This is a genomic window from Corynebacterium sp. HMSC074A09, assembly GCF_001811545.1.
In the GTDB taxonomy this organism is placed as follows: Bacteria; Actinomycetota; Actinomycetes; order Mycobacteriales; family Mycobacteriaceae; genus Corynebacterium; species Corynebacterium hiratae.
This window is the reverse complement of record NZ_KV805112.1, coordinates 1-23,132: the sequence shown is the minus strand read 5'-3', so window position 1 is coordinate 23,132 and position 23,132 is coordinate 1. Positions and strand designations below refer to the sequence as shown.

Here is a 23,132-nt window from a genome sequence, read left to right as displayed (position 1 = left end):
CGGTTTATCCACACGAAATGTCCCTTAAGCCCTTTGGGTTGGGTGTGTTGGCGTTCGGGGTTTGGTCGGTAGTGCTGATGCGGGCGTAGCCGATGATTTGGCCGGCAATGCCCGTGGAGTGTTCGGTTGGGGTATACCTCAAAAGGGCACCACTCGCCCCAATCCGATATTCGCTCCCCTCTACGAATGAACGGATGCGTAACGGTGCTCCATGTACAAGTGGAACTAATACTTACGAAAATGACTTAGGCCACAAAAGCATGACCAGTGTTTATGCAGATGAATAATCATTGTTGGCAAATGGTTATTGACTGCATTTTTCATTAGTCATAGGTTTGAGGTAAGCCGGTGATGAGCCGGGCATCTTGGAAATCTGGAAAAGGGGTCATCATGTTCAAAAAAGGGCTGGCGTGCGTGAGCGCTACGGCATTGTTCGCGCTGAGTTCGACATTTTCAGTGCAAGCTGAAGGTGACATTGATGCGTAAACAGAAAAGCACAGCCTACTGGTGGAGCGTTACTGTCGTTGTAGTGCTGTTCATCGCAACGCTTGTAATCAATTATCTAGCAGGATTAAGTGCTGATGAATCATACTTTGGAGCACATTGGTGGCATCGTCTGGCATGGGTTACGCCACTGTTGTTCTTGGCTTCTTTGATTTGGGCCTGGTTCGAGCACAGGAAGGTGCATCGGTATCCGCATTGACCCATATTTAGCAGCGTCGGGCGTGAATGAGAAGGAAGGCTTTGCGCTTGGGCGAAAGATGCTCTTTGCTCTAGTAGGGAATGTCGATCCTGCTTCGCACCGTTTGTCTTAGTGTTCGCCTGGCCACTCGCGGAGATTGATCCGGTTGGTTTCTTTGAGCGCTTGGAAGATTGTTTCTTCGATTTGGTTGAGTGCGACGTTTTCTTTGCGATATTCGTCACCGTAGATGCCTTGGCAGTGCCCTGGATAGAATCTCATGGAGAAGATCCTGACACAGTAGAGTCCGTTTGCCTGCTTGCCGATTCGGAGACATTCTTCTTCACTACCGTTGATTGGCCACACTGCTTCTGGCATGTCTTCGTCCCAGTTGGGAACGCAGTTCTCAGCGGTGCAGCCAGCGGCTTCAAGAATACTGTCGGCAATCTCGGTTTCGGTCGCTTCTCGCGTCCACGCAATCGCGTTCATGATCGTCCCCTTTGGGGGTCGAGGCTAGTAGCGCTCCTGACCGCGCTCACGGATCTTCTCGTAGAAGTCCGGCTTGGCAGAGCCATAGCGCGAGCGGGAGCGGCGCGAAGGCTGCGAGGTAGTTGCTGGCGTCGAAGGCGGGGCAGCAGGCTTCGTAGCATCAGGGTGCTTGTTGGAGGTCTCCTCGTGGTCAAGCTCTAAGGCCTCAGTGGCCGCGGTCGTATCGGGGGAGCCGGCACCGGTGCCAATAGCCGCCGCAGTCGCCTCCGCCATCAGGGCCTCTTCCTCACGGGCGCGGCGGCGCTCCCGAATCTCAGACCACACGAAGTAAGCAAAGCCCAGCGGCGCCATCACGCCGAAGGCAATCCACTGGTAGCCATAGGACAGGTGGTTGCCGCGGTCCAGCTTTGGCACCGGCAGCGCATGCAGCTCACCTGGCTGATCGGGGGAGAGTTGGAGGTAGTCGTGGGCGAGGGGGACGTCGACAAGCTCTGCGATCTGCTCCGTGTTGATGGAGTAGACCTGTGTGTAGCCCTGCTCCTCAATGGGGGCGGAGGTGTGCTCGCGCTCGTTGTAGCGCGCCATGCCCACGATGGTCACCCTCTCCGAGGGGGCCGGATCGATGCGGGGGACGGAATTGCCCTCATCCGTGGGTACCCAGCCGCGGTTGACCAGGAAAGTCTCGCCGGAGTCGGTCTCAAAGGGAACCAGCGACTGGAAGCCCGGAGCGGACTCCACCGGGCGCAGGCGCAGCAGCACCTCATCCTCCGGAAGGTAGTGGCCGGTCAGCTCCGCGCGTTCCCACTCCTTGCGCAGGGAGCCATCGGTGGAAAAGACTTCGGTGACCGGCTGGGGGTCGGCGTCATAGGCCTCCTCAATGAGGTGGTTGCGCTCCACAATCTGGTCGTCTTTATTCAGCTGCCACGGTGCGAGCACCGTGAAAGACAAATAGGAAAAGGCGACGATGAAGATGAGAAAGAGCACCCACCCAGGCTTGAGGAATGTCTTGAGCATGATGATCAGTCTAGTAGCCGCAAAAGATTATCTAGCCGTGGTTCGTCTTAATCCACTCGAGCAGACCTGGAACGGCGGCGTCGATCTCTTCGCGGGTACGGGCGAAGTCCTCCTCCGTGCCGTAGAACGGATCCTCCACGATGGCGTCCTCCGGAGAATTCGGGTCGAAACTGCGCATGAGGCGCACCTTGTCCTTCGGGATGCCGCGCTCGATAAGGGCATCGCGGTGGCCGGTATCCATGGCCACGAACAGGTCCGCGTCCATGTGCTCCGGACCCAGCTGGGCGGCCTGGTGGCCAGCGCCATCGTGCCCGCCGCGGCGCAGCTCAGCCACAGCGCGCTCGTCTGCGCCCTGGCCCACGTGCCAGCCGCCGAGGCCGCAGGAGTCCACGCGGGCGAGGAGATCGAGCATATCGGTCTCCATGGCATCACGGGTAATGATTTCCGCCATTGGTGAGCGGCAAATATTGCCCGTGCACACGAAGACGATGTGGAGCTGGTTGTCGTTCTCCGGAGGCGTCATGCAAAGGCTCCTTAAGCTAGAGGGGTGCGCTGACGAACGAAAGCTAGGATATAGCAGCGACGCGACTGACGTGAAACCTGAAGCCGTATAAGGAGCAAACGAGATGGCAGAACACACGACCGTTGGCGAGATCCGCCGCGTTATCCACGAGGCCTACCCGCCGCAGCTCGCTGAGTCGTGGGATGCAGTCGGCCTGGTGTGCGGTGACCCCGCGGACGAGGTGCGCACCGTGGCCTTCGCTCTGGACTGCACCCAGGAGGTGGCAGACAAGGCCGTGGAGCTCGGCGCGCAGATGCTTGTGGTGCATCACCCGCTGCTGCTTCGCGGGGTGACCTCGGTGGCGGCGGATACCCCGAAGGGCAAGGTCATTCACACTCTTATCCGCAACGGTGTGGCCCTCCTGGCCGCGCACACCAACGCGGATAAAGCGCGCCCGGGTGTCAACGACAAGCTGGCCGAACTCGTCGGCATCACGCCCGGCCGCCCCATCGTCCCTGTCGAGCCCTATGAGAACCTCGACGAGGCGCTGGGCCTGGGGCGCGTGGGTGAGCTTGAGCAACCAATGACGCTGCGCGAATTCACCCAGCGCGTGGCCGATGCCCTCCCAGAAACCGAGTGGGGAGTGCGTGCGGCCGGTGATCCGGAGCGCGTGGTGAAGCGCGTGGCCGTCTCCAGTGGCTCGGGTGACTCCTTCCTGGACCAGGCAGCAGCGCTCGGCGTGGACGTCTACGTCACCTCCGATCTGCGCCACCACCCGGTAGATGAACATCTGCGCGCTGCGCATCTGGCCCATCCTGAAGGTCCAGCCGTGGTCGATACCGCTCACTGGGCCAGCGAGTTTCCCTGGACCACCCAGGCGCGCGATATTGTGGAGAACGCATTGCGCGTGAACACCGAGATCATCGATGTCCGCACCGACCCATGGACGATTTCTGCGCATAAGGAGAACTAAATGAAACTGTCACAGGATCTGCAGAGCATCTTGCTGGAGCTGGCGACCCTCGAGCGCTCCCAGGCGCACGGTGGAACCCCCACCATCCCGGAGCAAGAGGAATACGAGAAGGCACAGGCCGCACACGCCCGGCTTCTCGACGCCTCCGGCTCCGCCCAGCTCGCCGTCGACGATATGGAGATGGAGATCCTGCGCATCCAGGCCGACGAGCGCAAGCTGCGCCAGCGCGAGCGCGACGATAAGGCCCAGCTCGGTGCCGCGACCGACCCGGAGACTCGCAAGGATCTGGAGCACGATCTCTATGCGGCTAAGTCCCGCATCGCGGATCTCATGAGCGAGCTGCAGGAAGCCCACAACGAAATTCACGCACTGCGCGCCAACCTGGATGTCCACGGCGCGAAGGTCTCCGATTCCGAGCGCAAGCTCGAAGTGCTCAAGCGCGCGGCCGAAGCCGCCCAGGAGGCCGCGGCGAACCGACCGGATCCGCAGGTTCGCATCGGCGAGCTGCGCGAGCAGCTGCCCGCGGACATCGTGGCGGAGTACGAGACCGTGCGCGAAGAAAACGGTGTGGGTGCGGCGGCCTTCACCGGGCGCGGTTGCGGCGGCTGCTTCATCGTGCTGCCGCCGGCCGAGCAGAACGCGGTGCGCAACGCGGCGGCCGACGAGGTCCCGCAGTGCAGCGACTGCGGCTCCTACCTGGTACGCCCGGCCTCATGAAGCTAGTCATCTTCGCTGACGGCGGCTCCCGCGGCAACCCCGGGATAGCCGGTTCGGGCACGGCAGTCTACAACGAGGACCGCTCGCAGCTGCTCAGGGAAATCGCCTACGTGGTGGGGCAGAAGTCCACTAATAACGTGGCCGAATACCACGGCCTGCTGCGCGGCCTCGAGGCCGCGGTGGAGCTGGGCGCGGACGAGGTCGAGTTCTACATGGACTCCAAGCTCGTGGTGGAGCAGATGAACGGGCGCTGGAAGATCAAGCACCCGGACATGCAGAAGCTCGCCATCGAGGCGCGCCGCCTTCTCAACCAGATTCCGCGCTTCAGCCTCGAGTGGGTCCCGCGCGCCAAGAACTCGGTGGCCGATGAGCTCTCCAACGTGGCCATGGATGCCGCCGCGAAGGGCGAGCCCGTGGGCATCCTCGATATGGGTGCCGGCGACGTCGCTGAAGCCGACGCTGCTGTCGATGCGGCGGGCGGTGTAGAACCCGGCGGGGAGGCGGGGGAGGCGTCGCCAAGCGCGGCGTCATCGACCGCGGCCGACTGGCGCCCTGAGTGTGGCCCGGCCACCCGCTTCATCCTGCTGCGCCACGGTCAGACAGCGATGTCCGCAGCCAAGCAGTACTCCGGGCGGGCGAACCCCGAGCTCACCGAGCTAGGCAAGAAGCAAGCGCTCGCCGCCGCGCAAGCGCTGATGGATACCCACATCGATGCCGTGGTGTGCTCGCCACTGCGCCGCTGCCAGCAAACGGCCGCGGCCGTGGTGGAGGGCCGGGACCTGCGGGTGGAGACCGTCGAGGCCCTCATCGAAGTGGACTTCGGGCGCTGGGAAGGCAAGACCTTTGCCGAGGCCGACGCCGCCGACCCCGAGCTCCACGCGCGCTGGCTGAAGGATACGTCCGTGGCCTGCCCGGGCGGGGAGTCCCTGCGCGCGGTGCACCGCCGCGTCAGCGCCGCGCGCCGCCAGCTGCAGCAGCGCTATGCGGGGCAAACCGTGCTCGTAGTCTCCCACGTCAACCCCATCAAGTCCTTCGTGCGCCAAGCGCTCGACTCTGGACCGCAGACCCCCAACCATCTGTTCCTGGAGCTGGCTTCGCTGAGCGAAGTTGAGTTCTTCGATGGCGGTAGCACCCTGCACCGATTTAACGATGTGGGGCATCTGGGCGCGCTGCGATAAACTAACAGGCGCGAATGAGCCGACCGGGTAAACGCGTTCCGTCGAACCGGCCCCTTTCTGGGGCTAGGCGCGGGCCGAGGAAAGTCCGGACTCCACAGAGCACGGTGGTTGCTAACAGCAACCCGGGGTGACCCGCGGGAAAGTGCAACAGAAAGTAGACCGCCGCGCCTTTCGCTTCGCTTCGGTGTGGCGATAGGCAAGCGGTAAGGGTGAAAGGGTGCGGTAAGAGCGCACCAGCACCGTCAGCGATGGCGGTGGCTGGGTAAACCCCACTGGGAGCAAGGCATCACGGCCCGCTGGAAAGCGGGCCCGATCAGGCGTTAGTAGGCTGCTCGTCGAAGCCTGAAGGTAGCTGCTTGAGCCAACTGGCAACGGTTGGCCTGGATGGATGTTTACCACCGCGCCTTGGTGCGCGGCACAGAATCCGGCTTATAGGTTGGCTCATTCGCGCCCATATCTTTATTTTTTGGAACAATGGGACGGCATGAAGCTGTATGCCGCGCCCCTGGACTTTCGCCCCATCGCCGAGGAATTCTCCGTTCCCACCGACTTCCCAGGAGAAGTCACCGCGCAGGCCGCGTCCGCGCAGGATCGTTACGCCGAGCAGCGCCGCGATGCCCGCGACATCCCGCTGGTGACTATTGATCCGGCCGGCTCCATGGACTTGGACCAGGCCGTCTTCATCGAAGCCCGCGATGGCGGCTACCGCGTGCTGTACGCCATTGCCGATGTTGGCGCTTTCATCGAACCGGGCTCCGAGCTGGAGACCGAATCCCTGACGCGCGGCCAGACCATCTACCTGCCCGATGAGCCGGCGCGGTTACACCCGGCGGAGCTCTCAGAGGATAGGGCCTCGCTGCTTGCCGACGTCGACCGCCCCGCCGTCCTCTGGACCTTCGACCTCGACACCGCGGGTGAGGTGGAGGACTTCTCGGTGGAGCGCGCACTCGTGCGCAGCCGCGCCCGGCTGGACTACGACCAGGCCCATGCGGACCTGGAGAATGGCACTTTGCATTCTTCTATCGCCCTGCTGCCGGAGGTGGGCAAGCTGCGCCAGGCTTCCTCGCTGCGCCGCGAGGCGATCAACCTGCGCCTTCCCTCGCAGCGCGTATCCGAGACGAATGATGCGGAGAAGGGGCACTACGAGCTGGTGATGGAGCCGCGCTATGAGGTGATGGACTATAACTCCGAAATCTCGTTGCTTACCGGAATGTGCGCGGGCCGATTGATGGAAGAACACGGAGTGGGGTTCCTGCGCACGCTCTCTGCAGCCACGCCGGAAGCTGAGGCAACGTTTCGCACCGAGGCTGAGGCTCTGGGCTTTGAGTTGGGGGAGAGCAGCATTTCGGAATTCCTCCATTCCGTGGACGCGGATTCACCGCGTGGCATGGCGGTGATGCGCGAGGCCCAGCGCCTTTTGCGCGGGGCAGACTATGTGTGGCTGGAGGACGGTGACGCGGATGTGCATGCGGGGATCGGCGGATACTATGCACACGTAACCGCCCCGCTGCGCCGCCTCATCGACCGCTTTGCCACGGAGGTGTGCTTGGCGCTGAGCGGTGGCTATGAGGTGCCGGAGTGGGTACGCGAGCGCGCCGGGGATGTCATTTCCACGATGCGTTCGACTTCGCAGCTGGCTTCCCAAGTGGATAAGGCGTGTCTCAACCTTACGGAGGCTACGGTTTTGGAGCCGTGGGTAGGAACCAACTTTGAGGCCGTGGTTGTCGACGGCGGAGAAAAGCGCGAGAAAGCGCGCCTCGTCGTGCTGGATCCGCCGGTGATTGGAATGGCCGTGGGGCAACCACCCACCGGCAGTGAGACCACCGTCTCGCTGGTGAGGGCCGATGTTGCCGAGCGCGACGTGCTCTTTGCGTGGCCGGCGGACTAGTCCTCGGTAATGGCGGGGGCACCGGCCGATAGGGGGACGACAAGCAGGCCGTCCTCGGCGAGGTCGGCCGCGAAGTTCGGGGCCTTGGTGCTTGGGACGTAGGCAATAACCGCGGTTGATGTCCCGGCGTGGGCGGAGCGCGCCGCGACGGCGCCGCGGGCGGTGGCCAGTTGTGCGAGTTTTTCCGCAGAGTTGAAGCCATAGACCGTGGCCAAGGCTGACTGCGATTGGGTAAGCAGTGGGAAGAGCTCGGTGCCGCGGCGTGAGCGCAAGGCGCGGGCAATTCCCTCGGCTCGCTCGGTTTCTTCCGAGTAGAAAGTCAGCCATGCTGTGGCTTGGTCGATGGTGGGCTGGTTTTCGGGGCCGTGCACCTTGTGGACGGCGGCGAGCCACTCGAGGACACGCTGGGGCGCATCCGGCAGGAGGCGCAGCGATGCAGTGCCGAAGGCGCGGCAGGCGGCGTCAATGAAACGCTCGCGAGCGCGGATTTCGGCAACAGCCTCAGCGGAATCGAAGTCACCGGGGACGGCGAGGGCAAAAGCTGCGATGTCCTTGTTGACCACGTGCGGTGCCTGGGTGACGGAACCGTCAGCGTAGTCGATGATGGTGATGGAGTCACCCGCGCCACGCAGTGCGGCGGAGTGGCGGGCCCGCAGCGCAGGGAAGCGGGCAAAGGTGCCGACAGCTTGGGAGCATACCTCTGCGATCCGGGCGCGAAGAGGAGCATCGTGGGGATCGTCCGCGCCGCCGAGCAAGGCCAAAGCGGTCGCGATATCAATGGCTGCGGCGGCTCCGAGCCCGGTCGAATCTGGGATATCGTTGACCACGGTGATGTCGGCGCCGGCGGTCTCGCGGGTGAGGAGCTGGCGGTTGATCATGGTGTAGATGATGCCGCCGAGGCGCGCTGCGATGGCGCCCTCGGGCGCTGGGGGCTCGATGGGCTGGCCTTCGGAATCGACGCCGGGCTGCTGTTCCGCGGCGAGGGAGGAGACTTTCTCCAGCGAAATCTGGTCCTCAAGGGTCTCGCCGTTGGTGTGCTCGAGCCGAACGTTGACGATGCCATCGCTGCGAGGGCTTACAGCTACCGCTGCGCGGAGATCAGCCAGGCCCATGATGGTGATGCCGCCGTAGTGGTCGATGTGCTCGCCGATGAGTGCCCAGGTGGCTGGGGCACTGGCGACATGCGCCGGCTCGGCGCCGATGTTGTCGCTGTGCGCGGCGCGAACGCGGTCGACGGCCGGGGTCGAAGGGGCAGTCCACAGGGGCATCGGGAAGGTTCTCCTTTGCTGGTGGCGAGATCCTGCCTGTAAACGGGGCAGGAGGTAGGTGACCTATCTATTCTAACGGGCGTAGTCGATGGGCGGTCTGTAGTGTGGGGTGCACTGATCGAGCGCCTAAAAGAATGGAGAAAACAATGGCCGAGGCTGATAACAAGTGGTTCTACGACCCGTCCACCGGTGAGGTGACCCAGGGCAAGGTGTCTGGTTGGGAGAACCGCATGGGCCCCTATGATTCCCGCGAGGAAGCCGAGCGCGCCATCGAAATCGCGCAAGCCCGCACTGCTGCGGCTGATGCCGAGGACGCTGCTGAAGACGATTACTAAAGTCCTGCAGGACTCCTGCAGGACGCCCCATTGAGCGACGGTAGCTCAAAGCCAACGGCCCACCCCCTCGCGAGAAACGCGACGGAGTGGGCCGTTGAAAAGTTTGTTCCACCTGTCGGGCGCTGCAGCGCGCCCAGCGGGGAGGAATTAACGCAGCTTCTTGCGCAGCGGCTTGAACGCAGACTTGATGGCCTTGAAGCTCTCCGAGTAGGCGTTGAGCGCTTCCAAACCGATGGCGCGCTCACGCTGGTAGAGCAGACCATAGCCAAAGGTGTCCTCGCCTCGGCGGCGCGCGGTCTCTGCCAGTTCGAGCAGCTTGTCGCGAGAGGTCACCGAATCCTGGAAGTCTCCCAAGACTGACTGCATCTGCTTGCAAGCCTTGTAGAGGCTCTTCGTCTTCAACGAGGTTGCGGAACCAGCTGCCTCCGCCGCATAGCGCAGTTTCTTTGCTGCCTTGCGCATATCGTGGAAGTACTCTTCACGTTCATGTAGCGTCAGCTCGGTATTATCCCAGTTGGAGACTGCCTTCTTGTGGCGCTTGACCAGCTTGTCATAAGCCTGCTTGAGGTGCAGGGCCATCACCGTATCAAGATCGTGGGGCTCTTCGTCCTCATCAGGCTTGGCGTGCTTCGGCTCGTAGACCTTTGCTGACTCTTGTTCTTCAGTGGAGTCAGCGGACGCCGAATCATCGACCGAAGAGTCTTCCGCCTCGTCGCTGGCAGAGGTGCTGTCGGCGTCAGCGGGCGTGTCCTCACCGGCAACCGGCGGGTCGGAGAGGAAGGCATCCAATGCATCGAGCAGAGCCAAGTATTGATCGGAATCGAGCGCGGCGATGACTCGGCGATGCGCGCGGCGGTAGGCGCGGCCCATGTCGTGAGCAATGTGTTCGCGGGTGGCTTCATCGAGGACGTCGGAATCCTCGGACGCGAGGAGGTTCTGCCAACGTTCCTCCACGACCTCGGCGTCGCGGGCGACGCCCAACATGGCCGCAAGTTCCTTCAGATCTGACTCAATGCGCTCGATTTCGGGGCCCACCACAATGCCGTGGAAGGTCTGCAGGTGGCTGCGCAGTTCACGGGTAGCAACGCGCATTTGGTGAACCGAATCCCACTCATCGCGGCGAACCCGTGGATCATATTCGACGAGCTTGTCCCGGTTGGCTTTCAATGCGTCCACAACCGCTGCCGCGGGCGAGCCCGGCTCCACGTTGGACGTGGCAAGTGACGGGGGAAGCTCGACATTGTTGACGGATTCACCCAATGCCGACTTCAACTTGGACGGCGAGGAAGAAACCCGAGCCCCAGAGCTAATCAGTAGGGAAGTGGCGTGCCGCAGTAGAGCGCCGCCTTCCTTGGTGCCGGGGAGCTCCCCAGCGAGCTCGACTTCCCACTCACGCCAGGTGCTCTGGGAGCCACCCGGAAGAAAGGAGAAGGCGGTGACATGGTCATCACAGAACTCAGCGACCGGCTGGTCATCGGCGTTGACAAGGAGCAATTCGGTGCGGTTGTTGTCGACCTGTGCAATGGGCTCCAGCGGATGATTGCGGATCACTGAGCGAACCTGGTGGAGAAGCTCGGCGGGAACCTCGTACTTGCCATCAATTGGTTCGCCGAGTTCGGCACGAATTTCGGTGCGGACTTCGGCACCGGGGATCTTGATGTGCCAACCGTCATCATTTCCACCGGTGCGACGGCGCAGCGTGATCTTGGCGTGGGTAAGGCGAAGGTCCTCCGTGTCGTAATAGATCGCCGACAATGATTGGTGGCGGGTTTCTGCTACTCGGGCAACCTCGTCGAGGTTGGTGAGATCGGGCGCTGGCGTGGCTTCATCCACGGCGAACTTGGCTTCGATTTCAAGGAACGTCTTCGGAGACATGTACACACCTTCGTCGGGGAGCGAAAATTTAAAGAGGAGGCACAAAACCTCTACACTTCCATCTAGTTTACCTAGTCATTAGAGCACTTGTGCCAGCCTTTGAGCCCGCCCTAACGAATGAGTTGGGCACGTCCTGCCAGCCCTGAGGAATCACCACTTAAATGAGACCTTTCCGCAGCGGAGGCCCCGGCGGACACGCCTGCTCGGCTCCCCATAGCTAAAGATATGGTGCGGGCGTTGGGAAAGAGCTGATCTACTACCGCTTCTGCGCTACGCCGACGATCTTCCACCGTTGATAAAGAGTGGTGGGCAACGACTACTGCATCATGCCCAACCCCCGGATTGCGTGCTGTGGAAGCCGTCGCGTCTGTACTTTGTGGCCCCAGCGTGGTGTTTGCCTCATCTAAGAGCTGACCGATTCGGGTGGCATAAGACAAAATGAAGCTTCGGCGAAAAGCTGCAACATTGCCGTCTTGGCGTGCGCTTTTCGCGTGTTCTCCGTGGTGCATGTGCCACTCACACTGCCGAAGAAGTGAAGCGAAGAGGTCGGTGACATGGTGGACGTCCTCTTTAGCGCCGAAGACTGTGATGATCCCTTTGGGGTGAAGTTGCAGCACAGTGCATCCATTGCGATCCGCGATGACGCTAAGAAGTGTGGTCTTGTGCTTGATATAGGGAGCACTGATATGAAGGCGCGTGGAAACTACGGAGCTGGGCGAAGCGTCGAGAGCACCATCGATCCGGTGTCGTTGCCGCAGGCTTTGTGCCTTGGCAATGAGTGCACTGGCTTCTTCCTCGTAGGGAGTGGATTCGGCCTTCCGCAGAAGGTGGGAGATTTTGGTGCGGATTTTATCCTCCTTGCTGCCATGCGCTGACTGGGAGCTATTTCTCTCAGGCACGAGCACGTCAACGTCACGAAGTAAGGGAAGCAACATGGTTGCTTCGATGAGTCGCGTCAGTTCATCGGTGGACATGGTCATCGAAGCAGGCGGAGTGAGGCTCAACCACTCTTTGCGCAACGCAGTGGAACTAATCTGTGCGGGCACGTGGCCGGCGGCACGATAAATGAGTGGGTGGCAAAAGTTGCCCACGACGTGAAGAAGATCCTTAGGAGACCATCCTCGCTGGGCCGCTCGGATAATGAGGTCGAGTCCTTGCTTGCTCAGTGTTGCGTGGTTGGTGTTCATGGAAATCACATTCCTATCTTTGTTCGTACATCAGTTTGGATATGGGGCCATTCAAGCATGTGACAGCGACAAGGGTTTGGAAGGTCGAAAAAATTTTCCCCCGAGTTACTCTTGCCAACTGGGCCGATAGGTGACGCTGCGGGGGCAAAACAGCAAACGCCCAGCCGCGGCTTCGGTGCGCGGCGGTAGGGTTTAAAACATGAACAGCCAACACGAATTCGTCCTTCGTACAGTTGAAGAACGCGATATCCGCTTCATTCGCCTCTGGTTCACTGACATCCTGGGGGCGTTGAAATCTGTGGTGATGAGCCCCTCCGAATTGGAATCTGCCTTCGAGGAAGGTGTTGGCTTCGATGGCTCCTCGGTGGAGGGATTCTCCCGTATCTCAGAGGCCGATACTATCGCCATGCCGGATCCCTCAACGTTCCAGATCATGCCCTTCGATAAGGAAGAGCCAGAGCTGTTGTCAGCGCGCATGTTCTGCGACATTACCCAGCCCGATGGGCACCCTTCCCTGGTGGATCCACGCCACATCCTGCGCCGGCAGGTCACAGAGGCGGCCAATGAAGGGTTCACGTGTAAGGCCTCACCGGAGATCGAGTTTTATCTCCTTGAGGATGCGCGTGATATCAACAACCTCATTGCCACCGACAACGGCGGTTACTTCGACCAAGCCACCCACGATAACGCCCCGAGTTTTCGCCGCCGGTCGATGTATGCACTGGAATCCATGGGCATCGCTACGGAATTCAGCCACCATGAAACCTCACCCGGGCAGCAGGAGATCGACTTGCGTCATGCTGATGTGCTGTCCATGGCAGACCACATCATGACGTTCCGCTACCTCATCAAGGAGGTGGCTTCCCAGCAAGGCGTGCATGCCACATTCATGCCCAAGCCTTTCGAAGACCGCTCGGGATCGGGAATGCACACCCACCTCAGCCTGTTTGAAGGCGATTCCAACGCCTTCCACGACCCCGACGATGAGATTTCCCTCTCCAGTACGGGACGGCAGTTCATCGCCGGCATTCTTGAGCATGCAGTGGAAATGACGGCGATCACCAACCAGTGGACCAACTCTTACAAGCGCCTGATGTTTGGCAGCGAAGCCCCGGGGTCGGTGACCTGGGGCGTGTCCAACCGCTCGGCCCTCGTCCGAGTACCGACCTACCGCCTGTCCAAGGAAATGTCGCGGCGGGTGGAGATCCGCTCTCTAGACTCAGCGATGAACCCCTACCTGGGATATGCGGTTCTCCTGGCCGCCGGATTGCGCGGTATCAGGGAAGGCTACGAGCTCGGTGATCCGGCCGAGGACAATGTCCATCAGTTGACCCGCCGTGAGCGCCGGGCGATGGGGTACAAGGACCTGCCCAGCAGCTTGGACCAAGCACTCCGAGAGTTTGAACGCTCCGAATTCATGGCAGAGGTCCTTGGCGAGCACGTCTTTGAATACTTCCTGCGCGCAAAGTGGGACGAGTGGCATGAGTACCAGCAACAGATCACCGCATTCGAATTGCGCAACAACCTGAACTTCTAGGAGAAGCATGCGTCCTGTGTCAGTACCGTCCCCGGCGACTCTCGGCCTTACCCGGCCAACTGCTGCGGAGGATCTTTCCCGTCTCGAGTGGGATAGTCCGGAATCCCTGGAGCTGCTGTGGACACTGGCCGGAACCGGTGATCCCGACATGGCCCTCAACACGTTGATGAGGATCTTTGAGGGAGCGCCTGAGATTGGGCCGGCGATGCGTGAAGACGAAACCCTTCGAGTTCGGCTGCTCGCCCTATTGGGCGGATCCTCGGCGTTCGGTGATCACCTCGCCGCCCACCCGGAGACCTGGCAAGAACTGCAGCGCCCGTTGCCTACCCCAACGGAAATGCTGAACACACTATTGGGCGAGGTGGGGGCGGAACCGGCGACGTACGCAGAGCAACCAGACCGCCCAGACACGGCGAACCCCGAGCTGACATCGCCCGGCACCTACCGCGCATCCCCTGGTGACCACAAAGCATCGCTCAAGGTGGCATACCGGACGCTGATGATGCGCATCGCGGCCCATGACCTCGCCGGTACATTCCACTCCCGCAAGGGGCAGTCGCGGCCGCAACCACGAGTAGGTTTCCGAGAGGTCACCAGGCTGACGACGGCTCTCGCAGATGCCGCCTTGACGGCCGCACTCGCGGGTGCGGTCCGTGTGGTCTATGGCGACGAGCCCCTCGATGCACAGCTGGCGGTTATTGCGATGGGCAAGTGTGGCGCGGGGGAGTTGAACTATATCTCCGATGTGGACGTTATCTTCGTGGGCTCGGAGGCGACGCCGAAGGTTACGCGCCTAGCATCGGAGTTCAATCGAATCGGCTCGGCCTGCTTCTTCGAGGTCGACGCCAACCTGCGTCCGGAAGGAAAATCCGGCGCTCTCGTCCGAACTCTGGATTCGCACGTGGCCTACTACAAGCGGTGGGCGGAGACCTGGGAGTTTCAGGCACAACTGAAGGCGCGACCGCAGACCGGCTACCTACCCCTAGGCAAGGATTATGTGAGCCAGATCGGGCCCATGGTGTGGACTGCCTCGCAACGGGAGTCCTTTGTTGAAGACGTACAGGCTATGCGCCGCCGCGTGCTCGAGAACGTCCCGGAAGAGATGCGCCTTCGCGAGCTCAAACTGGGGGAGGGCGGTCTGCGCGATGTAGAGTTCGCAGTCCAATTGCTCCAGTTGGTGCACGGTCGCTCGGATGAATCGTTGCGCACGCTCGCGACGGTCGATGCGCTCGCCGCACTCGTGCGCGCCGGGTACGTAGGGCGCGAGGATGGCACCCAGCTCATTGAGGCCTACGAGTTTCTTCGTCTTCTGGAGCACCGCCTCCAATTGGAGCGTTTCCGCCGAACACATACGTTGCCGGCGAAGGATGACAACACGGCGCTCGAGTGGCTGGCCATCAACTCGGGTTTCCACCCGCAGGGCCACCAGTCGGCGGCGGATCGGATGAACATCCATCTCCGGAAGATTCGCCTGCTTATCTCTGAGCTCCACTCGCGCTTGTTCTATCGCCCGCTGCTCAATTCCGTGGCATCGATGTCGGCGGACGAGCTCAAGCTGTCGCGCGAGGCAGCCCTACTGCAGCTGGCAGCGCTGGGCTATCGCCATCCGGACAGAGCCTTCGAGCATCTGACTTCTTTGGCCGCGGGCCAGTCGCGCAAGGCTCGCATCCAGGCCATTTTGCTGCCCACGTTGATGGAGTGGCTCTCGAACACCGCGGATCCAGACATGGGCTTGTTGAACTACCGCAAGCTTTCGGAAGCAGCCTACGACCGTACCTGGTTCCTGCGCATGCTTCGCGACGAAGGCGTCGTCGGCCAGCGCCTCATGAAAATCCTGGGCACCTCGCCGTTTACGTCGGAGCTCATCATTCGGGCGCCAGACGTCGTCAAGCAGCTCTCCGACGGCGCGGCGGGGCCCAAGCTTCTGGAAACCAAACCCGAGCAAGTGTCCTCTGCTTTGGTCAATTCCACCAAGCGTCATGCGGATCCGGACAAGGCCGTCTCGGTCGCGCGGTCTCTTCGCCGCGCGGAGTTGGCACGAATTGCCGCAGCGGATCTTCTGGGATTCCTGCCGGTTCAGCAAGTCTGTTACGAGCTGTCCACCATCTGGAATGCGGTGTTGGAGGCAGCGCTCCGCGCCGAGGTCAGGGCATGGCGGCTGGAGAACGACAATGACGAACCACCGGCTCGCATCGCCGTGATCGGCATGGGGCGGCTCGGTGGCATGGAGCTAGGTTTCGGTTCGGATGCCGATGTCATCGTGGTAGCGGAGCCAGTTGCAGGCAACCCCGAAGAGGAAGCGCTGCCCTGGGCCATCGGCATCATTGAGAAGCTGCGCCGCCGCCTGGCAAAACCGTCCGGCGATCCGCCCTTGGACGTTGACCTAGGTTTGCGGCCAGAGGGGCGCTCGGGAGCGGTCGCGCGCTCCATTGAGTCCTATGAGCGCTACTACTCACAGTGGGGCGAGCCGTGGGAGATGCAAGCGCTGCTCCGCGCTGCCTTTGTGGCGGGTGATGAGGACGTTGGCCAGCGTTTCCTCACCATGGTGGATGCTTTCCGTTATCCGCCGAAGGGCGTGAGCGAGAAGACCATTCGTGACATTCGTCGCATGAAGGCGCGCGTTGACAATGAGCGCCTACCGCGCGGCGCGGACCGCAATACCCATACCAAGCTGGGGCGCGGTGGGTTGACGGATATCGAATGGACCGTCCAACTGCTCCAAATGATGCATGCCCACGAGGTACCGGCGCTGCATGAGCCGTCCACGCTGCGCGTCCTCGATGCCCTCGAAGACAATGAAGTCATACCCGTGCACCAGGTACAGGAGCTGCGGGAGGCCTGGCTCTTGGCCACCGATGCCCGAAACGCTTTGGTATTGGTTCGCGGCAAGCGCGTGGACCAGCTGCCGGCACCGGGGCCGCAGCTGGCGCAGGTGGCTGGCGCTGCAGGGTGGGATCCCGAACATAACCAGGATTTTCTCGACCATTACCTCAAGATCACCCGCCACGCCCGCAAGGTGGTCGACGAGGTGTTCTGGGGGGAGGCGGAATCCTTCGAGCACGACTAAAAGCAGCTGTCCTACCCCCTTAGCCGGGCCCTGAGCCTACCCGGATCTATCCCTGATCTTGGTTCCGTGCCCTGTTCATACCGGTGCTAAGCCGATAGCCTGGGCAGCAGTTACTTTCCCAGCCTTCTAAGGAGCACACTATGAGCCTCAACCTATCCCTCGACTTGAGCGATGCCACCCTCGCGGACCTTGAAGCCTTCCTTGCCGCGGCCCGCGCTGCTGGGTGTGATCCCGCAGCCGCGCTGAGCGTGGAGGGGACGGTGATGCACGTGGACGTCGCCAAGCCTCGCGTCCGCCCCGACGTTTCGAAACCTGATACGCCACGTCGCACCAACCTTGACCGCTCCGCAGCGGAGTCCACCATCCGTTCCATCATCGATGCCCTCTCTGAGCGCCTTGATCCACCGCACCCTCCGCACGGGACTTCCTTTGGGACGTTTGGGCCGAGCGTGGATTAATCCGATGAGCTATAGGGAAGCCTAGAATTATGCCCGTGAAGTCCAAGCAGATCATCGCCGTATGGGTCCTCGTGGTGGCGGCCGTCATCACCGTCGTCGGCGCAGGCTGGTGGGTCACGGAGAGGAATCACGTACCGGAGGGAGCACTGACGGTGGAGCAGGTCGTCAATGGTGGCGTGCCGCAGGATCAGTCGGTGAATGTCCACCTCGACCCCACCGAAAATGACCGCATCGTGGCCCTGGCGGAGGCGCTGGGGATCCCGTCGGAATCGGTCCCGCGTGGCCTGCTTTCAGTGGCGTCGGATAGGTACAGGTCCCGCCAGGTCCTCGAAGCCGATCTGGACAAGGCCGTTGAGGCGGGCGCCATCACGAAGGAAGAGGCCAAGGGGGCGCTCTCTGCCTTCGACGCTGGCATCGTCGCCCCGGTGGAGGGGCCGATCTTCGTGGAGTCGACCCCGGCTGAATAGTCCCAGCTGGCAACGCTGGCACTGAAGTCACAGGGACTGGCAGGAGATGCGCAGTCAACGAGGATTTGCCTTGCAGCCATGGCTCTTAAGCTCACACGCACAGATAACGAAACGATAAAGGTTGGTGCGTTGAAGTGGAGAAACGACGAAAACTGCGCGAGCTTCTCAGGACCGCAGTGGGAGTGAGCATCGCCATCCTCGTTCCCATCGGCGGCGGGCTGGGCGTCTTCGAAGTGGCCAACGGGGTGCCCCTTGAGGCTTCGTTGAGCGCCCTGTCCCTCCAGTAGCCCAGCCTTGTACTAACTCACCTGGATGATTTTGGCGTGCGGGCCGTCCTCCTCGCCCCGGCTGCGCAGGACGTGCGTGATGAGGACACCTGCTATGCCGATGCACCACACACCGAAGACTGCCCAAGCGGCAAGCTGGAAATCAGAGAACGGATAATCCGGCCCATTGCCCAAGTGGTCCAGTACTACGCCGACCAGCTGGGCGCCGATGACTGTGGCCAGGAAGCCGCCCATGTTTCCCAGGCCCGTTGCTGTGGCGACCACCTTACGGTCGAGGTTTTCGCGGACAATGTCGAATCCATAATTTGCCACCGGTGTGCACAAGGACACCACGCTGATGAGGATGATCAGTGAGAGGTAGCTGCCGCCGAAGAGGAAGAACAGGACCCACACCGTGCAATGCACAGCCACAAATCCTAAGGCGAGCCAGGGGCGGAAACCTCTGGCCCTGGACGATAACCTGCCGTGCAGGGGGCCTACCAGCACCATGCACACGGTAAACCACGTCAGGGCCCAACCGGCGCTGGTCTTGGAAAATCCCATGCCCGCCGTCATCATGGGCATGCCCCACAGCATGACAAACACGTTGGTGGCGGCAAGACCGACCCAGTGAATGAAGAATGCCTGCCAGGCCACGGGCGAACGGAAAACCTGGGAGAGCAGTGCGCCCATGCTCTCTGGCTGCGCGTTCGGCTTTTCCTTCGGCTTCTTTACGATTCCGAGCGTTTCCGGGGAATCAGCAACTGCCACCGCGGCGGCGACAGCGATGAGAATGCCCACCGCGCCCAAGGTAACGAAGGCCAAGGTCCATCCGCCCCAGCCCAGAAGCATGGCAAAAGGTAGGGCAGAGATAAACTGACCCAGCTGTCCCAGGGAGGAGGTGACCTGCGTGAACATGGGGGTGCGGTGCAGCGGGAACCAGTAAGGCAGGATGCGCATCACCGACAGGAAGGCGGTGGCATCACCCGCGCCGATGAGCAGGCGGGCGGCGATGGCTACCCAATAATTACTCGTGAAACCGAGAAGTACCTGGCCGAGACCCATAATGATGGAGCCAATGACGAGCAAGCGCCGTGGGCCGAACTTATCGATGAGCATGCCCGTCGGGATCTGCGCCAGTGAATAAATGCCCAGTTGTACAGAGGTGAAAACAGCAATGCGCGAGGCATCGACCTCGAAGCGATCAATGGCCTCAAGCCCCGCGACGCCAAAAGATGTGCGGCCGGTAATTGCCACGATGTAGACCAACACCGCAGCTACCCACACGGAGAGAGCCTTAGTGGTAATTACATTGCGAGGATGAGGAACCGACATGGCTGATACTTTACGCGTCACCAACTAAGATGCAGGGGGTGAAGTACATTTCGACCCGCGATACCGACCGCCAGCCCGCCTCCTTTACGGATATCCTCCTCGGAGGTCTGGCCCCTGATGGCGGCCTCTACCTGCCGGAAACTTACCCCCGCATCGATGACGCCACCCTGACTAACTGGCGCCAGACGCTGGCGGAGGGTGGCTACGCGGCCTTGGCCGCGGAAGTGCTCAAGCTTTTTGTGGATGATATTCCCGCAGAAGACCTCGAAGGAATTGCCCAGCGCGCCTACACCTACCCCAAGTTTGACCACGAGGAAATCGTCCCCGTTAGCGAACTGGGGGAGGGCCTCTACATTGGCCACCTCTCTGAGGGGCCAACGGCCGCCTTCAAGGACATGGCCATGCAGATGTTGGGCGAGCTCTTCGAATACGAGTTGGCCCGCCGCGGCGAAACCCTCAACATTCTGGGTGCAACCTCGGGTGACACCGGTTCCTCGGCGGAGTACGCGATGCGCGGGCGCAAGGGTATCCGCGTCTTCATGCTGACCCCGGCCGGGCGTATGACGCCGTTCCAGCAGGCCCAGATGTTCGGGCTGGATGATCCGAATATCTGCAACATCGCCCTGGATGGTGTGTTTGATGATTGCCAGGACGTGGTCAAGGCGGTATCGGCCGACGCCAACTTCAAAGCCGAGAACCGCATCGGTGCGGTCAACTCCATTAACTGGGCCCGCCTCATGGCGCAGGTGGTCTACTACATCAACTGCTACCTCAAGGTCACTACGGAAAACACCGAAAAAGTCTCCTTCAGCGTGCCTACCGGCAACTTCGGCGATATCTGCGCCGGCCACATCGCTCGCCAGATGGGGCTGCCCATCGACCGCCTCATTGTGGCAACCAATGAAAACGACGTGCTCGATGAGTTCTTCCGCACCGGCAGCTACCGTCCGCGCTCCTCGGAGCAAACCCACAAGACCTCGTCGCCGTCGATGGATATTTCCCGTGCGTCGAACTTCGAGCGCTTCGCCTTCGATCTGCTGGGCCGCGATGCCGCACAGATCAAGGAGCTGTTCGGGACGAAGGTGAAGGAAGGCGGCTTTAACGTCGATAAGCAGGCGCTTGAGGCCGCCCACGCGGAGTACGGTTTCCTGTCCGGTTCCTCCACCCACGCGGATCGCCTCGCCACCATCAAGGATGTCCACGAGCGCTACGGCGTGCTGGTGGATCCGCACACCGCGGACGGCATCAAGGTCGCCCGCGCGGTACAGGAAGAATATGGGGTCGACACCCCCATCATCTGCCTAGAGACCGCCCTGCCGGTGAAGTTTGCGGAGACCATCAAGGAGGCCATCGGCAGCGAGCCGGAGGTGCCGGAGCGTTTCGCCGGCATCTTGGACGCCGAGCGCCATGTGACGGATCTGCCCAATGATGCGGCGGCGGTGAAGGACTACATCACGCAGTACATCAGCAACACGGAGGTTTAAGACAATGGGACAGGAACAATTCTCGGGCCCGGAGTACTTCACCGAGTTTGATCCGGAGAAGTTCATCCGCGACATGAAGCAGGTCGCTGAGATGGAGAAAGAAAATAAGGAGAATAAGGCGGACTCGGGTGAGGCTGCATCCGCGACGGAAGACTAGCCGGCGCCTCCTTGGGATACTGAGCACAGCGGGGTTGGCGCTGGCCGGGTGCACCGTGCCGATGGGAGCCGGACCCGTACAGAAGGCAGCCTCCAGCTCAGCTGTCTACTCCACCGTGGCGCCAGCTGAGCCGCAGGTGCATTCGCCGGATGCCTCCCCGGTGCCACCGGGCGCAGCGTTGGATATTTCGACCACGCAGCCCGTGCCCGGCGAAGCCTTTGACTTCAACCTGTGCACGGTGGCGTGGAGCTTCGTGCTTGACGATGCCCGCACCATCGCCGTCACCGCTTCCCATTGCGGTGAGCCGGGGGATACCGTGTGGGCAGGCGCTGCCGACGGTGAATTTGTCTACCCGGCAGAGCCCGTCGGCACCATTATCTACTCCGATCTCAGCGCGCCGGAAACACACCAGCTGGATTTCGCTTTGGTGGAGATCACCAGGGAGGCTGAATTTTATGTCCCGCGGGACATGCCCACCACCGTTGTCGCGGCGGATGAACACATGTTGCCTGACAGCGTCTGCAAGCTGGGCCGCATCACCGGTGAGACCTGCGGCCCGCTGACGCACCGTGAAGGGCAGGGCAAACTCCAGTTTGATGACCGCACGGTGGAGACCGTCGCGGCGCGCGCCCAGGTGTGCTCCACACATGGCGATTCAGGAGCCCCGGTGTATGGCGCGCAGGGCAGCCCTTATGAGGACGTGATCGTGGGGGTTCTCTCGGGCACCACTGATGCGGCAGCCAGCAGTGAGGGGTGCGCGGATGGTTCGGAAGCGCAGATGTCGTTTACACCTGCCTCCAAGATCGAGGAACTTCTGCCGGAGATTCTGGATCAGGTTTAAGGCGCTAAGATGGTGCCCATGCCCACTCCTGATTTTATTGTGTCCCTGCGTGAGAAAATTGGTCACGACCAGCTCTTTTTGCCCAGCGTGACCGCGGTTATCGTGCGGGCCGTGCCCACGGGTTCCGCTATCTGGGAGCTGCCTTCAGTGCTGCTTGCCCAGCGTGCCGATAATGGCACGTGGGCTCCCATCTCCGGTATCTGTGAGCCGGGGGAGGAGATTACGACGACCGCACTGCGGGAGGTCAAAGAGGAAATTGGCCTCGATGGTCGCATCGAAGCGCTCCTCGGCGTGGGCCAGGTCGGCCCCGTGGTCTACCCCAACGGTGATGAGTGCATGTTCATAGATACCGCCATCCGTGTCTCCGTCCCGGATGATGCGGAGCCGGTGATCTCCGATGAGGAGAACGTGGCCGCGCAGTGGTTTTCGGTGGCACAGATGCCGACGTCCGTCAGCGCCCGCCACCGTATGATCATCGGGGATGCTGTGGCGCAGATGAAACATCCGCAGGGCTTCCGGCCGCGGATGGGCTACGTCAAGCGCACCTCTTAATCTGGTTTTAGTGGTTCAACCAGGTGTTTTCTGCTGCCAGCATGGCTGTGGCAAGCGGGGAAAACTGGCCTCCGGCGACATTGGGAGAACATGTCAACATCATAGGAGATGCATGAAAAACATTGCCATAGGAAACTATCCCGCATAGCTTCAGGGCCATGTTGTCACTCAGATTCAAGAAAGTAACCATCGCCACAACCTTCGCCGCATTCGCTGGCACGGCACTCGGAACCGGGGTTGCCTCCGCAGCAGAGCCTTCTTCTGGAATCTCCTTCGGCTCCAGCTCCGGTGAGCTGGCACAGCTGAGCTCCACACTGTTTGGTAGCTCGAAGCCTGCTCCGGAAAACCCCGAAAACCCAGAAGCGCCGGAAGGTTCTGGCCTGATTGAAAAGGTAGAGGACGTGGAGGGCCTCACGGAGCCACTGTCGGCAGAACAAGCCAAGGAGGTTCTCAACGGCAGCTTCGTTGCGAAGAAGAACGATAAGATCGGGCTTTCCTTCCAACCGGATGGAACCGTAGGAGTTTCTGATGGTTGTAACCTCGGTAACGGTACATACTCTATCGCGGAGGACACCGGCGCCCTAGAGATCAAAGACGTCATAACCACTATGAAGGCTTGCGAGCCGGACGTGATGGTCGATGTTCACGATTTCAACGTCATCGTTCCGAAGAAGCCACAGGTCTATTCCATCGATGACACCACCATCGCACTGGTCAAAGATGGGCAGGCAATTCAGTTCGTCAAGGTCGATACCCCTGAAGAGAAGTAAGTGACCTTTCCTTATCAGTGGTCAACCCCCAGCAGGAGGTTGGCCACTTTCTGTGTTTTAGTGGCCCTTCCGGTTTTAGAGTGCGTTGATTTT

At 61.3% G+C, this 23,132-nt stretch carries 22 protein-coding genes and 1 other RNA gene; 16 read left to right on the top strand and 7 right to left on the bottom strand.

The window, feature by feature from the left end; genetic code table 11:
- Positions 1-811: 811 nt before the first annotated feature.
- Genes HMPREF2807_RS01895 through HMPREF2807_RS01885 form a run of 3 tightly spaced genes read right to left on the bottom strand, consistent with a single transcriptional unit; the run spans position 812 to position 2,705 of the window.
- Entirely contained in the window at positions 812-1,168 is a 357-nt protein-coding gene (locus HMPREF2807_RS01895; RefSeq protein ID WP_070510040.1) for a hypothetical protein, read from the bottom strand.
- A gap of 24 nt (positions 1,169-1,192) precedes the next feature.
- Positions 1,193-2,182: an SURF1 family cytochrome oxidase biogenesis protein gene (locus HMPREF2807_RS01890; RefSeq protein WP_070510037.1), complete on the bottom strand. Its 990-nt coding sequence runs from the start codon at positions 2,180-2,182 to the stop codon at positions 1,193-1,195.
- A 31-nt stretch (positions 2,183-2,213) separates the two neighbouring features.
- The gene (locus tag HMPREF2807_RS01885) at positions 2,214-2,705 is read right to left on the bottom strand and encodes a low molecular weight protein-tyrosine-phosphatase (protein ID WP_046647730.1); all 492 of its coding nucleotides are present in this window, start codon (positions 2,703-2,705) and stop codon (positions 2,214-2,216) included.
- Between the two features lie 103 nt (positions 2,706-2,808).
- On the opposite strand from HMPREF2807_RS01885, the gene HMPREF2807_RS01880 reads away from it, so the two are divergent.
- The 5 genes from HMPREF2807_RS01880 to HMPREF2807_RS01860 all read left to right on the top strand — a co-directional run bounded on the left by HMPREF2807_RS01880 (position 2,809) and on the right by HMPREF2807_RS01860 (position 7,440).
- Positions 2,809-3,657 carry a Nif3-like dinuclear metal center hexameric protein gene (locus HMPREF2807_RS01880; RefSeq protein ID WP_070510034.1) on the top strand — a complete coding sequence of 283 codons (849 nt, stop codon included), beginning with the start codon at positions 2,809-2,811 and terminating at the stop codon, positions 3,655-3,657.
- Complete coding sequence (locus HMPREF2807_RS01875; RefSeq protein WP_049156859.1) at positions 3,658-4,374, top strand: zinc ribbon domain-containing protein; 717 nt, start codon at positions 3,658-3,660, stop codon at positions 4,372-4,374.
- Positions 4,371-5,552, top strand: a complete 1,182-nt coding sequence (locus HMPREF2807_RS01870; protein ID WP_070510027.1) for a bifunctional RNase H/acid phosphatase — start codon at positions 4,371-4,373, stop codon at positions 5,550-5,552. The genes HMPREF2807_RS01875 and HMPREF2807_RS01870 overlap by 4 nt, the downstream gene beginning before the upstream one ends.
- Positions 5,553-5,567: 15 nt before the next feature.
- Positions 5,568-6,000: RNase P RNA component class A (gene rnpB / locus HMPREF2807_RS01865), an RNA gene on the top strand.
- A gap of 36 nt (positions 6,001-6,036) precedes the next feature.
- On the top strand, positions 6,037-7,440 hold the full coding sequence (locus tag HMPREF2807_RS01860; RefSeq protein WP_070510024.1) for an RNB domain-containing ribonuclease: 1,404 nt from the start codon (positions 6,037-6,039) through the stop codon (positions 7,438-7,440).
- Here the strand turns inward: HMPREF2807_RS01860 and HMPREF2807_RS01855 are convergent.
- Positions 7,437-8,708: a galactokinase family protein gene (locus tag HMPREF2807_RS01855; RefSeq protein WP_070510021.1), complete on the bottom strand. Its 1,272-nt coding sequence runs from the start codon at positions 8,706-8,708 to the stop codon at positions 7,437-7,439. The genes HMPREF2807_RS01860 and HMPREF2807_RS01855 overlap by 4 nt on opposite strands.
- A gap of 146 nt (positions 8,709-8,854) precedes the next feature.
- Between HMPREF2807_RS01855 and HMPREF2807_RS01850 the strand changes: the two genes are divergently transcribed.
- Positions 8,855-9,043: a hypothetical protein gene (locus HMPREF2807_RS01850; RefSeq protein WP_046647736.1), complete on the top strand. Its 189-nt coding sequence runs from the start codon at positions 8,855-8,857 to the stop codon at positions 9,041-9,043.
- A 147-nt stretch (positions 9,044-9,190) separates the two neighbouring features.
- Here HMPREF2807_RS01850 and HMPREF2807_RS01845 read toward each other — a convergent pair whose 3' ends face one another.
- Positions 9,191-10,918 (bottom strand): CYTH and CHAD domain-containing protein, encoded by a 1,728-nt coding sequence (locus HMPREF2807_RS01845; protein ID WP_070510018.1) that lies wholly within the window; start codon positions 10,916-10,918, stop codon positions 9,191-9,193.
- 110 nt (positions 10,919-11,028) lie between these two features.
- Positions 11,029-12,105, bottom strand: coding sequence for a DUF2786 domain-containing protein (locus HMPREF2807_RS13340; protein ID WP_083306658.1), 1,077 nt, complete (start codon positions 12,103-12,105; stop codon positions 11,029-11,031).
- 199 nt (positions 12,106-12,304) lie between these two features.
- On the opposite strand from HMPREF2807_RS13340, the gene HMPREF2807_RS01835 reads away from it, so the two are divergent.
- The 5 genes from HMPREF2807_RS01835 (at position 12,305) to HMPREF2807_RS13970 (ending at position 17,921) form a co-directional block, all read left to right on the top strand.
- Complete coding sequence (locus tag HMPREF2807_RS01835; protein WP_046647739.1) at positions 12,305-13,642, top strand: glutamine synthetase family protein; 1,338 nt, start codon at positions 12,305-12,307, stop codon at positions 13,640-13,642.
- 7 nt (positions 13,643-13,649) lie between these two features.
- The gene (locus HMPREF2807_RS01830; RefSeq protein ID WP_070510011.1) at positions 13,650-16,709 is read left to right on the top strand and encodes a bifunctional [glutamine synthetase] adenylyltransferase/[glutamine synthetase]-adenylyl-L-tyrosine phosphorylase; all 3,060 of its coding nucleotides are present in this window, start codon (positions 13,650-13,652) and stop codon (positions 16,707-16,709) included.
- A gap of 140 nt (positions 16,710-16,849) precedes the next feature.
- A complete protein-coding gene (locus tag HMPREF2807_RS01825; protein ID WP_070510008.1) occupies positions 16,850-17,167 on the top strand; it encodes a hypothetical protein in 318 nt (105 codons plus the stop codon).
- Positions 17,168-17,196: 29 nt separating this feature from the next.
- Positions 17,197-17,634 carry a hypothetical protein gene (locus tag HMPREF2807_RS01820; RefSeq protein ID WP_070510004.1) on the top strand — a complete coding sequence of 146 codons (438 nt, stop codon included), beginning with the start codon at positions 17,197-17,199 and terminating at the stop codon, positions 17,632-17,634.
- 134 nt (positions 17,635-17,768) lie between these two features.
- Positions 17,769-17,921 (top strand): hypothetical protein, encoded by a 153-nt coding sequence (locus HMPREF2807_RS13970; protein ID WP_158395987.1) that lies wholly within the window; start codon positions 17,769-17,771, stop codon positions 17,919-17,921.
- Positions 17,922-17,933: 12 nt separating this feature from the next.
- Here the strand turns inward: HMPREF2807_RS13970 and HMPREF2807_RS01815 are convergent, their stop codons facing one another.
- Positions 17,934-19,235 (bottom strand): MFS transporter, encoded by a 1,302-nt coding sequence (locus HMPREF2807_RS01815; RefSeq protein WP_070510000.1) that lies wholly within the window; start codon positions 19,233-19,235, stop codon positions 17,934-17,936.
- 38 nt (positions 19,236-19,273) lie between these two features.
- On the opposite strand from HMPREF2807_RS01815, the gene thrC reads away from it, so the two are divergent.
- From thrC to HMPREF2807_RS01795, 5 genes are all read left to right on the top strand, one after another.
- Positions 19,274-20,719: a threonine synthase gene (gene thrC, locus HMPREF2807_RS01810; RefSeq protein WP_070509996.1), complete on the top strand. Its 1,446-nt coding sequence runs from the start codon at positions 19,274-19,276 to the stop codon at positions 20,717-20,719.
- 4 nt (positions 20,720-20,723) lie between these two features.
- Positions 20,724-20,876 (top strand): hypothetical protein, encoded by a 153-nt coding sequence (locus HMPREF2807_RS13965; RefSeq protein WP_168162647.1) that lies wholly within the window; start codon positions 20,724-20,726, stop codon positions 20,874-20,876.
- 61 nt (positions 20,877-20,937) lie between these two features.
- Entirely contained in the window at positions 20,938-21,717 is a 780-nt protein-coding gene (locus tag HMPREF2807_RS01805; protein ID WP_232751596.1) for a trypsin-like serine protease, read from the top strand.
- 18 nt (positions 21,718-21,735) lie between these two features.
- Positions 21,736-22,269, top strand: coding sequence for an NUDIX hydrolase (locus tag HMPREF2807_RS01800; protein WP_070510043.1), 534 nt, complete (start codon positions 21,736-21,738; stop codon positions 22,267-22,269).
- Positions 22,270-22,427: 158 nt separating this feature from the next.
- Entirely contained in the window at positions 22,428-23,039 is a 612-nt protein-coding gene (locus HMPREF2807_RS01795; protein WP_049154543.1) for an META domain-containing protein, read from the top strand.
- The last annotated feature ends 93 nt before the right edge of the window (positions 23,040-23,132 follow it).

Bases quoted from the DNA above. Each gene is read 5' to 3' on its own strand.
- HMPREF2807_RS01855 (WP_070510021.1), bottom strand. From the start codon at position 8,708: ATGCCCCTGTGGACTGCCCCTTCGACCCCGGCCGTCGACCGCGTTCGC.
- HMPREF2807_RS01820 (WP_070510004.1), top strand. From the start codon at position 17,197: ATGCCCGTGAAGTCCAAGCAGATCATCGCCGTATGGGTCCTCGTGGTG.
- HMPREF2807_RS01795 (WP_049154543.1), top strand. From the start codon at position 22,428: ATGTTGTCACTCAGATTCAAGAAAGTAACCATCGCCACAACCTTCGCC.
- HMPREF2807_RS01860 (WP_070510024.1), top strand. From the start codon at position 6,037: ATGAAGCTGTATGCCGCGCCCCTGGACTTTCGCCCCATCGCCGAGGAA.
- HMPREF2807_RS01800 (WP_070510043.1), top strand. From the start codon at position 21,736: ATGCCCACTCCTGATTTTATTGTGTCCCTGCGTGAGAAAATTGGTCAC.
- HMPREF2807_RS01890 (WP_070510037.1), bottom strand. From the start codon at position 2,182: ATGCTCAAGACATTCCTCAAGCCTGGGTGGGTGCTCTTTCTCATCTTC.
- HMPREF2807_RS01870 (WP_070510027.1), top strand. From the start codon at position 4,371: ATGAAGCTAGTCATCTTCGCTGACGGCGGCTCCCGCGGCAACCCCGGG.
- HMPREF2807_RS01880 (WP_070510034.1), top strand. From the start codon at position 2,809: ATGGCAGAACACACGACCGTTGGCGAGATCCGCCGCGTTATCCACGAG.
- HMPREF2807_RS01805 (WP_232751596.1), top strand. From the start codon at position 20,938: ATGGGAGCCGGACCCGTACAGAAGGCAGCCTCCAGCTCAGCTGTCTAC.
- HMPREF2807_RS01875 (WP_049156859.1), top strand. From the start codon at position 3,658: ATGAAACTGTCACAGGATCTGCAGAGCATCTTGCTGGAGCTGGCGACC.
- HMPREF2807_RS01825 (WP_070510008.1), top strand. From the start codon at position 16,850: ATGAGCCTCAACCTATCCCTCGACTTGAGCGATGCCACCCTCGCGGAC.
- HMPREF2807_RS01830 (WP_070510011.1), top strand. From the start codon at position 13,650: ATGCGTCCTGTGTCAGTACCGTCCCCGGCGACTCTCGGCCTTACCCGG.
- HMPREF2807_RS13340 (WP_083306658.1), bottom strand. From the start codon at position 12,105: ATGAACACCAACCACGCAACACTGAGCAAGCAAGGACTCGACCTCATT.
- HMPREF2807_RS01895 (WP_070510040.1), bottom strand. From the start codon at position 1,168: ATGAACGCGATTGCGTGGACGCGAGAAGCGACCGAAACCGAGATTGCC.
- HMPREF2807_RS01835 (WP_046647739.1), top strand. From the start codon at position 12,305: ATGAACAGCCAACACGAATTCGTCCTTCGTACAGTTGAAGAACGCGAT.
- HMPREF2807_RS01845 (WP_070510018.1), bottom strand. From the start codon at position 10,918: ATGTCTCCGAAGACGTTCCTTGAAATCGAAGCCAAGTTCGCCGTGGAT.
- HMPREF2807_RS01815 (WP_070510000.1), bottom strand. From the start codon at position 19,235: ATGTCGGTTCCTCATCCTCGCAATGTAATTACCACTAAGGCTCTCTCC.
- HMPREF2807_RS01885 (WP_046647730.1), bottom strand. From the start codon at position 2,705: ATGACGCCTCCGGAGAACGACAACCAGCTCCACATCGTCTTCGTGTGC.
- HMPREF2807_RS01850 (WP_046647736.1), top strand. From the start codon at position 8,855: ATGGCCGAGGCTGATAACAAGTGGTTCTACGACCCGTCCACCGGTGAG.
- HMPREF2807_RS13965 (WP_168162647.1), top strand. From the start codon at position 20,724: ATGGGACAGGAACAATTCTCGGGCCCGGAGTACTTCACCGAGTTTGAT.